Raw genomic sequence first — 13437 nt, 5'->3', positions numbered from 1 at the left:
CAACAATAAAAATGCTATAGATATGAAAACTTATTATTTATTCAGTAGAAGATTGTCCCTATTTTCCCTCTTAGGGATTTTGGCAATTACAATTACCTCATGTGGTTCCTATCAAAACAGTTCCTATTACGACGGAGATGGTGTATACGGAAACGGTGAAAACAAGAAAAAAGAGACTGCCTCTAAAGACAATTCTCAAAGCGATAAATACCAGGAATACTTTAGCGACTTAAATAAAGATGCTGAAGTATTTACTAATGTTGACAGCTATAGCTCTGTAAGCAATGACTCAGTAGCGAACAATACCCAAAATTATAACGAAAACAATTCAGGCTGGGGAAGCAATCCTCAAACTGTAGTCGTTAATGTCTATGACAATAACTGGGGTTATGGTTATTGGAATAATTACTGGTATGGTAATTATTGGGGGTGGAACAGCTGGTATGGTCCTGGTTGGAGTATTGGTTGGGGTGGTTGGTACAGCCCTTGGTATGGCGGTTATTACGGATACAACAATTGGTACGGATATGGATACAATGGTTACTACAATAATCACTACCACCATTATTACGGTGGAAGAAGAGGAAATAATTATGGATATGCCGGAAACCGAGTTGGTAATTCTAGATATGGCACCAGAAATTCAAACAATGTTTATTCAGGCGTAAGAGGAAATGTTACCAATACCAGAAGTTCTACCTTCAACCCTACAAGAAGCAACTCCGGTTTTAACCCTTCAAGAAGCAATACCGTAAACCCGGTCAGAAGCAATACTTACAGCAATACCAATAGCTCACCAAGACCAAATACAAACACCTCAACACCTAGAGGCAATGTAAGAACCGAATCAACTCCACGTTCTTACGCTCCAAGCACCAACTATGGCGGCGGACGCTCCACTTCATCTGGTGGCGGTGGAGGAAGTTATGGTGGAGGAAGATCATCCGGAGGAGGAGGAAGAAGATAATACACCTAATTTATCATATACCTATGCTTTACTAAAACTATTGCATAGGTTTTTTTTGAACAAAAATTAAAATTGCTATGAAAAAAACTCTACTATTATTATGCATTGGAATGACTTTCTCCAATATTAAAGCACAGGAAACCACACCTGATGAAGCGATTCGGTTAGCGGTTGACAATCTCACCGGAACAGCTAGATTCAAGGCTATGGGAGGTGCATTTGGTGCTGTTGGCGGCGATTTGTCAGCCATCGGGATTAACCCTGCAGGCTCTGTCCTTTTCAACAATAACTTCGCCACCATTACCGGCTCGATTTATAATGCCAAAAACAAATCCCGTTATTTTGGCACTTCAATAAATGATACCGACAGTACTTTAGACATTAATCAACTTGGTGCTGTATTCATATTCAAGGATGGAGCCGAGAGCAAAAACAATTGGAAGAAAATTGCGGTTGGCTTAAATTATGAAAACACTAATAATTTCAATAACAGTGTGCTTTCTGCAGGAATTAACCCTTATAATTCAATTGGCAATTATTTTGTAAATATTGCTCAGGGAATTCCAACGGATGTACTGGAGAATGAAAATTATTATAACATGAATTTTTATGAGCAACAAGCTTTTTTAGGGTATAATAATTATATTTTTGATCCTGTAACCAGCACAACTTACGACTCTAATGTACCTGTCGGTGGAAATTATTATCAGGAAAACCAAGTTTTGACAACCGGTTATAATGGTAAACTGACCGGAAACTTTGCAGCTGCCTATAAAGACATACTATTTCTTGGCGCCAATTTGAATTTTCATTTTGTGAATATTGAAAAAATATCTGCAGTCTATGAAGACAACGCAAACCCAACAAACATAGGAGGATCTACGATTTCAGAAATTTTGTTTGAAAACAGACTTTGGACAACCGGATCAGGATTTTCTTTTAACTTAGGCGCTATCGTAAAACCTATTAAAAGCCTTCGTATCGGATTAGCTTATGAGTCACCAAAATGGTATCGATTAACCGATGAATTACAACAAGGAGTATACACTTATCATATAGACAGCAACGGAATCGGTTCAAAAATATACACTTACCCGGATCCAATCACTTACGATCCTTACACTGTCCAAACTCCTTCAAAATGGACCGGAAGTTTGGCTTATATTATTGGCAAAAGAGGACTAATTAGTGTAGATGTATCCAACAAAGATTACAGTAACACCAGAATAAGACCTAAAAGCGATTATGCCGGTATAAACAGTTTTATGAGCAATGCTTTAGACAACGCTATGGAAATTCGTGTTGGTGGTGAATTCAAAATCAAACAAGTGAGCTTAAGAGCCGGTTATCGTTTTGATGAAAGCCCATATAAAGTAGATCAGACTTTTGGTGACTTAACCGGTTATAGCGGTGGTATTGGTTATACTTTTGGCGAAAGCCGATTCGATTTGGCCTATTCTTATGACCACAGAAACAGCAATCAGGCATTTCTTTCTTCAGGCATGACTGATCCGGCAAGAATCAGCAGATACAACAATAATATAACTTTTAGTTACTCTGTCAATTTCTAATTAACACAGAATACCTTATCATAAACCATCCCAAAAACGGGATGGTTTTTTTATTTTCAAAAGTGACCAAACAAATTAGAAATAAAAGCGTAATTTTGCACGCTCTCCAAATAATTCGGAATTAAATCTATGAGAACTAAGTCTTTAAAGAAAAACAGAATCAACGTTATTACCCTTGGATGTTCTAAAAACACTTACGACAGTGAAGTGTTAATGGGGCAATTAAAAGCCAGCGGCAAAGATGTAGTGCATGAACAAGAAGGTAATATTGTGGTGATTAACACTTGCGGATTTATTGACAATGCCAAGGCAGAATCGGTAAACACCATTTTGGAATATGCCGATAAAAAAGAAAAAGGAATCGTAGATAAAGTTTTCGTTACAGGCTGTCTTTCTGAAAGATACAGGCCCGATTTGGAAAAAGAAATCCCGAATGTGGACCAATATTTTGGCACTACCGAATTGCCATTATTGCTAAAAGCATTAGGCGCTGATTACAAGCATGAGTTATTGGGCGAACGTTTAACGACTACACCAAAAAATTATGCCTATTTAAAAATCGCCGAAGGCTGCGACAGGCCGTGTAGCTTCTGTGCCATTCCGATTATGCGTGGCAAACACGTTTCCCAATCTATTGAGAAATTGGTAAAAGAAGCCGAAGGCTTAGCCAAAAATGGCGTAAAGGAATTGATTCTGATTGCCCAGGATTTGACTTACTACGGTTTGGATTTATACAAAAAAAGAAATCTTGCCGAATTGCTTGAAAACTTGGTCAAAGTTGAAGGCATCGAATGGATTCGCTTGCATTATGCTTTCCCGACAGGTTTCCCGATGGATGTATTGGATTTGATGAAACGCGAACCAAAAATCTGTAATTATATCGATATTCCGCTGCAACACATTTCAGATAATATTTTGAAATCAATGCGTCGCGGAACAACCCAAGCTAAAACGACAAAATTATTACAGGATTTCCGCGCAGCCGTTCCGGGCATGACCATCAGAACGACTTTAATCGTTGGTTATCCTGGCGAAACTCAGGAAGATTTTGAAACCATGAGAGATTGGGTACAGGAAATGAAATTTGAAAGATTGGGTTGTTTCACCTATTCTCACGAAGAAAACACGCATGCTTATCTTTTGGAAGATGATGTTCCCGAAGAAGTAAAACAAGCTCGTGCAGCTGAAATCATGGATTTGCAGTCCCAAATTTCATGGGATTTGAACCAGGAAAAAATCGGGCAAACATTCAAATGCATCATCGACAGAAAAGAAGGCCAGCACTTCATTGGAAGAACCGAATTTGACAGTCCGGATGTTGACAACGAAGTATTGATTGACGCCAGTAAATTCTACGTAAAAACTGGTGACTTTGTGAATGTAAAAATTATTGACGCTACAGAATTCGACCTTTATGGCGAACCGATTTAATAACTAAAACTCAGCGTCGTTATTACAAAATTTTTCCCGAAAGCTTCTGTGTTTTTTGTAGCTCCATTATGCGTATAAGTCAACGCAATCGGCATGGAAAATCCTTTGCCCAGATCAAATTCCTTGGTAGCACTTAAAGACAAATTGGTAAAGGAAACTTTGTCATAATCTGCATTGGAATAATACTCTGATTTGTTATTCAAAACTACACCAACCGTAGGCGCTAATTCAATATTCTGAATGGCTTTTAAGGTACTTTTTCCAAACAAATTAAAAGTATAACCTAATTCCAGATAAGTCGTATAATTTTGCTTTGGATTTTCTCCATTGTTGTCATATCGGAAATCATTTCCAGCAACCAAAGTACTTATGGTTGCGTTAAAAGGATATTTATATCCTTCGGAAAAATCAAAATACAAAATGGCATCCACCGTTTTTGAACCATCGCTTCCGTAGTTGAAAAAACCATTATCAACACCTTCTACCCTGCTGACCGACGGCCAATAGTAATCCCAAACCTGGAATTGCAAAAAGTCATTGATTTGGTAATAGGCATAAAAATCAATCTCCTGATACCCTTTATAGTAAGTGACACCATCAGGGTAAAAATAGTCATCCTTAAAATTGGTGGTGCCCCAAAAACCCAAAGTCAGTTTTGGCGTAACCGCATATTCAATGGTTGGCTGCAACGAAACATAATTACCGCCCCAACATTGGCCTCTCCAAAGGTAACGGCTTACAATATCTAAATTCAGGGAAAGTTTTTTATCATTTTCTTCTTGAGCAACGCTGTCAACTACTGCTTTATCTTCCTGTGAAAAGGATTGGATTGATGCCAGCCCGAAAAACAAAAGGGCTGTTATTTTTTTATAATTCATTATGGTCTTCTTTTTCTAAATATTTTGTCAGCAATTCGAACAATCGTTCCCTGTTCAACGGTTTTGTGATATAATCGGTAAATCCGGCTTCTTCAATTTTGGCTTTGTCTTCTGAAGAAGAATAAGCCGTTTGAGCAATGATTGGCAAGGTTGGTCGTATCGGCTGAATGCGTTCAATCGCTTCAAAACCGGTCATTATCGGCATTTTTATATCCATCAGAACCAAGTCGATATTCGGGTTATTCAAACACACTTCAACAGCTTCCTGTCCGTTAACTGCTCTTATGATTTGATAATTTTTGTTCTGCATCATTTTTTGGAACAGCAAAAAGTTGATGTTATCATCTTCGGCTATCAAAATCAATTTGTCTTCTGATTTTTTAAACTCAAGGTTATTGATTGGACGAACCGTGATATGTTCCACTTTGGCATACTGTAACGGAATAGAGAAGTAAAAAGTAGAACCTTCGCCCACTTTAGACTCCAAAGAAATCGTTCCGCCAAGCAATTCAACATACGCTTTTGAAATCGCCAAGCCCAATCCCAAACCGCCAACTTTGATAGAAACATCGCTGTCAACACGCTTGAATCGGTCAAAAATGTTTTTGTGCTCACCTTCATCAATTCCGAGTCCGGTGTCTCTGACCGTGAAATGAATCAGCTCGTTCTTTTCATCGATTTCATAACCAAAAGTAACCATACCTGTATCGGTAAACTTAATTGCATTGGTCAACAAATTGATGATCACCTGTTTGAGCTTGATATCATCAGTCACTATATTGAATTCCGCCGGCATTGAGCTTTTAATCAAAATGAACTCAATGTCCTTGTTCTGAATGGTAACTTTAATCGTTTCGTAGAGTTCGTTAACGCAAGATTCCAGATTCACCAATGTAAAATTAGGGGTAAGCTGATTGGAATCAATTTTTGACATTTCAATCAAATCGTCGATGATGGAAACCAGGTTTTTACCGCTTTTTTCAATGACATTCAGGTATTCCAGTTTTTCCGTTTCATTGATTTCGGTATTGATAATCAAATCCGTAAAACCATTAATGGCATTCATCGGCGTTCTGATTTCATGTGATAAATTGGCCAGGAAGGAAGACTTTAAACGGTCGCTTTCTTCTGCCTTGATTTTGGCCGTAATCAACTCGAGCTTTTGATTGTTGTTCTCTTCGAATAAATTCCCAATATAACTGAACTCACCGTTTGATTCCTTTAGCAATTTAATCGCTTTTTTATTTCCGGTTTCCAAAACCCTGCGCACCAAATCCAATGGATAATAAACCAATCTTCTGGTATAAATCAGGTTAATCAACAAACTGATAAAGAATGTCACAATGATGATATACAGCAAGTTAGTGGTGTTTTCAAAATAAACCTCGAAGTTCCTTTTAAACAAAAGATGACCAATCACTTTGCCCTGAGAATCCTTTAACTCAAATATTGATGAAATTTTATGCTTTTCAACTTCTGCATCAAAATCGGCACTGACCATTTGAATTTCGGAACTGGTAATGTGTTCCAAATTTTTGAAAAAAGCTGCATCCATCAACCTGACTACAAAAAAGTAACCTGAAGTCTTTGTCTTATTCTTCAGTGGATCATCGGATGGATGAATTGCGGCTCCGGTAACTTCAACAATTCCTTCAGGAATTTTTAAGTAAAACTTTTTAATTCCTTCGACGGTGAGCATATCCATCGCCACTTTCGGAATAAAATCCAATGTTTTTATCCTTGGCGTTGGTGTTCTTATGATAAAGTTTTTTTCAGCATCATAAGCTCCTAAATATTCTGCATCGTAAATCTCTAATTCGTTGCCAATGGTTTCGTCAAACCAACCCTTGTCTTTTGTGGTGATAAAATTGACAAACTCATCCCAATTGGTGTCATTGTTAATAGCGACCAAAATGGGCTTTGACTCCAAATCAAGAAGCTTATGTATTTCATTATCAAACTGTTCTACAGAATCTTTATAAACCTGATTTTCTGCTTTTTTGGTATAGTAGAAAAGAGTAAAATAAAGAATAATAAAAAAGATGCTAGAAGAAATTATTAACCAAAGTATTTTAGGAAAGGTTTTTTTAACATTCATTTTGCGCCTATTCTCTTTATATATTTAGAATCTAAAAATATGTTAAAAAAGGATTAATACAGACTTGCAAAATAAAAATAATGAACAAGTTATCAAGAATTTATAAGTCAACTTATAGCAGTAATAACCCAAATTCCTTAAGGGTTTTCAAGGGTTTTGAAAACCAAAACAATTCGAAATCCTCAAATTGCATTTCGAAATCAGCTTTGAGTTGGGCAAAAGTCAGCGTCTTTTGATTGCTGATTTGAAGTAAGTCAATTGCCTTTAAGAACCATTCGGCTTTGTCTTTTTCCAAACTAATCTCAAAAGTATCTTTCTTGTCGAAAAAGACCAATTTCATCATTTCCCAGGCATGCCCTTTTTTGGATTTGGCAAAAGCTTCTGTCTGTGGTTTTCCGCCCAACCAAAAGACTTTGGCTGTTGGTTTAACCTCCAAATGGTCTTCCTTCTCCAGACATTCAAGAATAAAATCTGAAGCTATGGTAGTTCTCGGAATTTTAAAATCGAACCAATCCTGCAACTCATAGTCAAAGCAAATACCATGCATATAATTGAACAGCGATTTCTTTAGTCCAAAGCTAAATTTATCGTGATTGATTCCGGTTTTGTCTTTGAACTGAATGTCGTTGTTGGCAAAGGTAATATTGTTCTGCTCCGGAATGACACCAAATTCCTCGGGAAACATCCCAACCGGACTATGCGCTGTCATCGCAAATTGGTGCCAAAAACCCGATTGCAAAACACCGGCTTCAAATAATTGACGCACCATTTCCAGACTATCCACAGTTTCCTGAACTGTTTGTGTCGGATAACCATACATCAGATAAGCGTGAACCATGATGCCGTTCTCGGTAAAATTACGGGTTACTTGTGCGACTTGCTCAACCGTTACGCCTTTTTTAATCAGTTCCAATAATCGGTCAGACGCAACTTCCAAACCGCCGGAAACCGCAATACAGCCGGAAGCTTTCAGCAGAAAACACAAATCACGCGAGAAGCTTTTTTCAAAACGAATATTGGTCCACCAAGTCACTGCAATTTTTCTACGAAGAATTTCAAGAGCTACTTCGCGCATCAAAGCCGGCGGTGCCGCTTCATCCACAAAATGGAATCCGTTTTCGCCAGTCTGAGCCATCATTTCCTCCATTCTGTCCACGAGAATTTTGGCCGAAATCGGTTCATATAATTTGATATAATCCAAAGAAATATCACAAAAAGTACATTTACCCCAATAACAACCATGCGCCATCGTGAGTTTGTTCCATCGGCCGTCGCTCCACAAACTGTGCATCGGATTGGCGATTTCAATCACCGAAATGTATTTGTCCAAAAACAAATCGGAATAATCGGGCGTGCCAACTTCACTTTGTTTGTAATCGGATTGAGTTGAATTGTTTTTATAAACGACCTCATTGTTTTCTAGGAGAAATGTTCTTTTAAAAATCCCTTCGACTGCGCTCAGGGTGACATAATTATGAAGTAGCTCAACTGGCAATTCTCCGTCATCCAAAGTGATAAAATCAAAAAATTCAAAAACCCTTTGGTCTTTTAAATCACGGAGTTCCGTATTAGGAAATCCTCCGCCCATGGAGACTTTTATTGCAGGAAAATATTTTTTGATGAATTGTGCACACCGAAAAGCGCTGTATAAATTACCCGGAAACGGTACCGAAATGCAAACCAATTTGGGTTGGGCTTCAATGAGTCTTTGCTTCAGGATTTTGAGTGTGATTTTGTCAATATAGGTCAGGTCATTTTGCAGATGCACATACATTTCATCAAACGAATTGGCGCTTCTTCCCAAACGTTCCGCATAGCGGCTAAAACCAAAGTTTTCATCGACACATTCTACTATGAAATCGGATAAATCCTCAAGATATAATGTGGCCAAATGTTTGGCTTTGTCCTGCATTCCCATTGACCCGAATGCCCATTCCATATCATCCAACTGATCGAAACGCGATGCTTCCGGAAGAAAATTGCCACTACAGATTTGACGGGCTAAAGTTTGGTTTTTGCCTTGCAGAAAAGAGATTACGGCATCTATTGTATTGATGTAATCTTGTTGCAGGCAAAGGATTCGTTCCGAGTTGGAAGTTTCAGGTTTTGGGTTGGTTCCAAATAAGTTCAAAAGACCTTCTTTGGAAAACATTTCCAGAATCACTTCGATACCCAAATCCATTTGAAAACCCGAAATGTTTTTGGTATTCAAAAAACCTTTGAGATAAGCCGTTGCCGGATAAGGTGTATTGAGTTGGGTAAACGGTGGCGTTATGAGCAGGATGTCTTTCATAGAGTGATTCAGAAGGGCAAAATTACTTTATATTTTAATTGTTTTGACAAACTTTTCAAGTTCAATTAATATTTATAAATAGGTAAATTAATTCTTATGTTTTCCGAATATTATTTTTATTTTTGGCGCTTTATAAGATTCTTTATGAATAAAAAAATATTTTTCTTTTTCCTTTTAATTCCAATCATAAGTTTTGGCCAGGATTTTCAATGGGCAAGACAACTCGGAAATGGTGAGACTGATCGTATAATTGCCATGGATGTTGATGATGATGGCAACAGCTATTTGCTGGGAGAAAGTACTTCTTATTATTTTGACATTAATCCTGGACTTGCTACTGAAATAATTGAAAACAATACAATTAACATTAGCGGTAATATTTGTTATATGGTAAAATTAGACCCCGATGGAAACTACGTTTGGGGTAAAGTTTTTAATATGGTCAGAAGTACTAGTGATTATGTCATAGATATGAAAATTGGCACAGACAATAATATTTATGCTTTGATGGTGCTACGGGAATATTCTGGAAACACGGTTATCTCTAACCCCAATATAGTGATTGTAAAGCTTGATCTTTCGGGAAATGAATTGATGGTAAAAAGCATTAAGGATTTGAATAATCAGCAATCGTCTATCGACCCTTCATCGTTTGATCTAGATAGTTCAAACAACATTTTTCTTACCGGACGTTTTGTAGGCAACATCACCTTGAGCCAACAAAATCCTGCTTTCAATTTATCGGCAGTTGGATTGGGAAATTATGTGGTTAAAATGAATTCAAACGGAAATATCATTTGGACTAAAACTTATGACTGGCAACACACCGAATTTGAATCTGTAAAAATAGGCCCTGACAACAATCCAAATCTGCTTTACCACATTTTTGTCCCATCCACTAATCCTTCGATCCCTTCTTATTATGAGGAAAAACTAATAAAGTTGGATAATGCCAATGGCAATGAAATTTGGGAAAAAAATTTCGAAAACATTATGCCTTCCGGATTTCACATTTCAGACAATGGAAACTATGTTATAACATTTAGCCATTTCGTTTCCAATAATCCGGTAGATGTTGACCCATCATCCAATGTCATAAATGCAACAGAAACAGGTATTATTTTGTGGCTAAATTCGAATGGTGTATATATTGATCACAAGGAATACCCTGAACCCAATTCCTTTTTCAGTGTTATCGAATCGGATGCGAACAACAATTACTATTTTGCTACATCATTTATGGGAATCATCGATGTCGATCCTTCACCCAATACCTTTTTATTGGATGGCGGCATTTCATCCCAGCATGGGGAAAGTTATGTTGTCAAATTCGATTCCAACAGAAACTTTGAAACTGCTTTCAGATTAGGTCGTGCAAACGGAACTCTATTTGCCACTTACAAACTTCGTTTTTCTGGCATTAAAATAAAAAATGATTACCAGTATTACTGTGGTTATTTTGCCGGTAATGCAGATTTGGATCCTTCTGCCAATATCCAAAATTTTGATGCAGTTCACAACGGTGTTTTATATGATGATGGCTTTGTCATAAAATTAGGCCCTTGTGATAATTTAATGCCAACTGGTGATGGCAATCAAACATTTTGCTCTGGTCAAAATGCTACCATAAGCAGTTTATCTCCAAACTTTGGCTCAATCAGATGGTACAGTTCATTGACTTCAACTACGCCGCTAACGACCAATACACTTTTGATAAACGGACAAACTTATTATGCAGCAAAGCAAGTTGGTAACTGCCCTGAAAGTCCAAGATTAGCAGTAACTGTTACTATCAATCAAAGTCCGTTAGCTCCAGTTGCTGGAAATCAAACATTTTGTGAAAGTGAAAATGCTACTTTATCAAATTTAATTGTTCCCGGACAAAACTTAACATTCTATGATACTTTAACCGGCACAAATATTTTACCTAATACAACTGTCTTACTTGATAATACTAATTATTACGCTTCACAAACTGTAAATAGTTGTGAAAGCAACAGAACAGCGATTAATGTAACTGTAACTCCATCTATTATTCCAAATGTTATTTCCCCCCAAACCTTCTGCATCCAACAAAATGCGACCCTAAGTGACATAGCTATAACCGGTCAAAATATAAAATGGTACGATACCCCAACGGCAGGAAATTTATTGGGTTCAACAACTTTGTTGCAAAATGGCGTCACTTATTATGCTTCCCAAACGTTGAACAGTTGTGAGAGTTCTTTGGTTCCTGTTACCATTACCATTCAAAACACGCCAACTCCAACCGGAAATAGTCCACAAACATTATGCGCTTCACAAAACCCAACTTTAGATGATATTGTCTTAACAGGAACCACCATAAATTGGTACAGTTCTAATAGTAGTACAATTGTTTTACCATCTAATACTTTGTTAGCAGATGGAGCAACTTATTTTGCTACTCAAACCGTCAATGGCTGTGAAAGCATAAACAGATTGTCTATTACTGTTGGTTTAATTTTCTCTTTGAATGCCATAGATTATAATGTTACCTTTTGTGATATTGGAAATGATGGCAGCCAAATTCTTGATTTATCATTATATAATGCTCAAATCACTAGTTTAGCAGGGAATAGTTTTTCATATTATTCTTCATTTAATGGTGCTGAAAACCTAATCAACACTGAGCAATTAGCAACCAACTATTTAGTTCCTTTAGGTCAAAGCATTATTTATGTTAGGATTGACAATATTAACGGATGTCATCAAATTATAGAATTTGAATTAAATTTGGTTAGCGTACCAGTTATTACTTTGCCGGATGAGATATCGTTATGCGAAAATAATAGTGTAACCATTTCGGCACCGCTCGGTTTTGATTTATATGCTTGGTCAACTGGAATTAGCTCATCATCAATCGTAGTATCCACTCCTGGGGATTATTCCCTAACTGTCGGGCTAAATCATGGTACCGGTTCTTGCCTTACCACAGAATATTTTACAGTAGTTTTATCAAATGCCCCAACCATAACTTCCATCGACACTGTTGATTGGACAGATACCGAAAACAGCATTACAGTTAATGTTACCGGTTTGGGAGATTATGAATATTCAATTGATGGTATTAATTTTCAAAGCAGTAATGTATTCAATGGTTTACCAAATGGAGCTTATCTGGTAACCGTTAGAGATAAAAAAGAATGTGGAATAGATACCGAACGAGTATTTTTATTAAACTATCCTAAATTCTTCACACCCAACGGCGATGGCAACAATGATGGATGGAGCATTAAATTCTCCCAATTCGAGCCTAATTTTGAAGTGTTAATCTTTGACCGCTATGGAAAATTACTGACGGTTATGGAAAACAATCAGGCTTGGGACGGAAACTACAACGGAAGACAATTGCCTTCCGATGATTATTGGTTCTATGTTATTCGAAATGACGGCAGAATCCACAAAGGACATTTTGCCATGTTAAGATAATCAAATCTTATTTTTCAATCTTTTTTCTTTCAGCCACTAATTCGTTAAGTTTTTTGCCATAAAGAGATTGGGCTACTTTTGGCGACATAGATTTTTGAATCGTATCCAGGTATTTCAGGTTGATATCATAAATATCATTCAAGGCAACAAAAGGCGCTACTTCATAGTCTGAATTATTCACCGCAAAATTTGTAGTATAAAGGTATTTTCTTTTTACAATGTTCTGTTGCTCTTCATTTATTTTATTGACTTCGTCAAGATTTCCTGCTTTGAAGGCCTTAAATTTTTTCTCCACCAAATCCAAGTCGTAGTTTACATATCTTGACATTCCCTTCCTGTAATCCTCATACAATGCCTGATTTTTTGAACCTGTAATTTTTACATCAGCAGTAAAAAAATCCAAGGATGTTTCCAAATTCATCACGCCTTTTTCAGCAAAAAACGGAATGTTATTATCAATTGAATTGGTCACACCACGATCTAAAAACAAGTATAACATTTCGGGCGATTTCAAATCAAATTCGCTGACGAAATGAGCATCTCCATCAATTTTAATCGTATCAATTGGCACCAAAAGTGTGTCTTTTATTCTTTGAATATATAATGTTCCGCTTTTTAATCCTTTGATATTTCCGTTGAGCACAAAATCTTTGTTTGATTTCTTCTCCGAACAGGATACTAAAACCAACACTGATAATAAGGCCAAAAATGATTTTTGCATGTTTTAAAATTTTAACTACGTTCAATTG

The 13437-nt window shown here is 36.9% G+C and carries 8 protein-coding genes; 4 read left to right on the top strand and 4 right to left on the bottom strand.

What is annotated here, in order from left to right; translation table 11 throughout:
- Positions 1 to 22: 22 nt before the first annotated feature.
- From P1K33_RS05550 to rimO, 3 genes are all read left to right on the top strand, one after another.
- Complete coding sequence (locus P1K33_RS05550) at positions 23 to 967, top strand: hypothetical protein (RefSeq protein WP_284651902.1); 945 nt, start codon at positions 23 to 25, stop codon at positions 965 to 967.
- A 77-nt stretch (positions 968 to 1044) separates the two neighbouring features.
- A complete protein-coding gene (locus P1K33_RS05545; protein ID WP_284651901.1) occupies positions 1045 to 2538 on the top strand; it encodes an OmpP1/FadL family transporter in 1494 nt (497 codons plus the stop codon).
- 129 nt (positions 2539 to 2667) lie between these two features.
- Positions 2668 to 3969 carry a 30S ribosomal protein S12 methylthiotransferase RimO gene (gene rimO / locus P1K33_RS05540; RefSeq protein WP_284651900.1) on the top strand — a complete coding sequence of 434 codons (1302 nt, stop codon included), beginning with the start codon at positions 2668 to 2670 and terminating at the stop codon, positions 3967 to 3969.
- Here rimO and P1K33_RS05535 read toward each other — a convergent pair.
- From P1K33_RS05535 to P1K33_RS05525, 3 genes are all read right to left on the bottom strand, one after another.
- Positions 3966 to 4847: a hypothetical protein gene (locus P1K33_RS05535; RefSeq protein WP_284651899.1), complete on the bottom strand. Its 882-nt coding sequence runs from the start codon at positions 4845 to 4847 to the stop codon at positions 3966 to 3968. The two genes, rimO and P1K33_RS05535, sit on opposite strands and share 4 nt — an antisense overlap.
- The gene (locus P1K33_RS05530; protein ID WP_284651898.1) at positions 4837 to 6945 is read right to left on the bottom strand and encodes an ATP-binding protein; all 2109 of its coding nucleotides are present in this window, start codon (positions 6943 to 6945) and stop codon (positions 4837 to 4839) included. Before P1K33_RS05530 ends, P1K33_RS05535 begins: the two co-directional genes overlap by 11 nt.
- Positions 6946 to 7057: 112 nt before the next feature.
- Entirely contained in the window at positions 7058 to 9238 is a 2181-nt protein-coding gene (locus P1K33_RS05525; RefSeq protein WP_284651897.1) for a B12-binding domain-containing radical SAM protein, read from the bottom strand.
- A 144-nt stretch (positions 9239 to 9382) separates the two neighbouring features.
- Here P1K33_RS05525 and P1K33_RS05520 point away from each other — a divergent pair, with 144 nt between their 5' ends.
- The gene (locus P1K33_RS05520) at positions 9383 to 12688 is read left to right on the top strand and encodes a T9SS type B sorting domain-containing protein (protein WP_284651896.1); all 3306 of its coding nucleotides are present in this window, start codon (positions 9383 to 9385) and stop codon (positions 12686 to 12688) included.
- Between the two features lie 7 nt (positions 12689 to 12695).
- Here the strand turns inward: P1K33_RS05520 and P1K33_RS05515 are convergent, their stop codons facing one another.
- Entirely contained in the window at positions 12696 to 13409 is a 714-nt protein-coding gene (locus P1K33_RS05515; protein WP_284651895.1) for a DUF4369 domain-containing protein, read from the bottom strand.
- Positions 13410 to 13437 lie beyond the last annotated feature (28 nt).

The sequence above is a fragment of the Flavobacterium terrisoli genome, assembly GCF_030167905.1.
Lineage (GTDB): Bacteria > Bacteroidota > Bacteroidia > Flavobacteriales > Flavobacteriaceae > Flavobacterium > Flavobacterium terrisoli.
Note: the sequence above shows the minus strand (reverse complement) of the source record. Positions and strands in the feature narration are given on the sequence as shown.

What these genes read in the sequence shown, in the direction of transcription:
- P1K33_RS05535 (WP_284651899.1), bottom strand. Translation starts at nt 4,847, where the DNA reads ATGAATTATAAAAAAATAACAGCCCTTTTGTTTTTCGGGCTGGCATCA.
- P1K33_RS05525 (WP_284651897.1), bottom strand. Translation starts at nt 9,238, where the DNA reads ATGAAAGACATCCTGCTCATAACGCCACCGTTTACCCAACTCAATACA.
- P1K33_RS05550 (WP_284651902.1), top strand. Translation starts at nt 23, where the DNA reads ATGAAAACTTATTATTTATTCAGTAGAAGATTGTCCCTATTTTCCCTC.
- P1K33_RS05530 (WP_284651898.1), bottom strand. Translation starts at nt 6,945, where the DNA reads ATGAATGTTAAAAAAACCTTTCCTAAAATACTTTGGTTAATAATTTCT.
- P1K33_RS05515 (WP_284651895.1), bottom strand. Translation starts at nt 13,409, where the DNA reads ATGCAAAAATCATTTTTGGCCTTATTATCAGTGTTGGTTTTAGTATCC.
- P1K33_RS05545 (WP_284651901.1), top strand. Translation starts at nt 1,045, where the DNA reads ATGAAAAAAACTCTACTATTATTATGCATTGGAATGACTTTCTCCAAT.
- rimO (WP_284651900.1), top strand. Translation starts at nt 2,668, where the DNA reads ATGAGAACTAAGTCTTTAAAGAAAAACAGAATCAACGTTATTACCCTT.
- P1K33_RS05520 (WP_284651896.1), top strand. Translation starts at nt 9,383, where the DNA reads ATGAATAAAAAAATATTTTTCTTTTTCCTTTTAATTCCAATCATAAGT.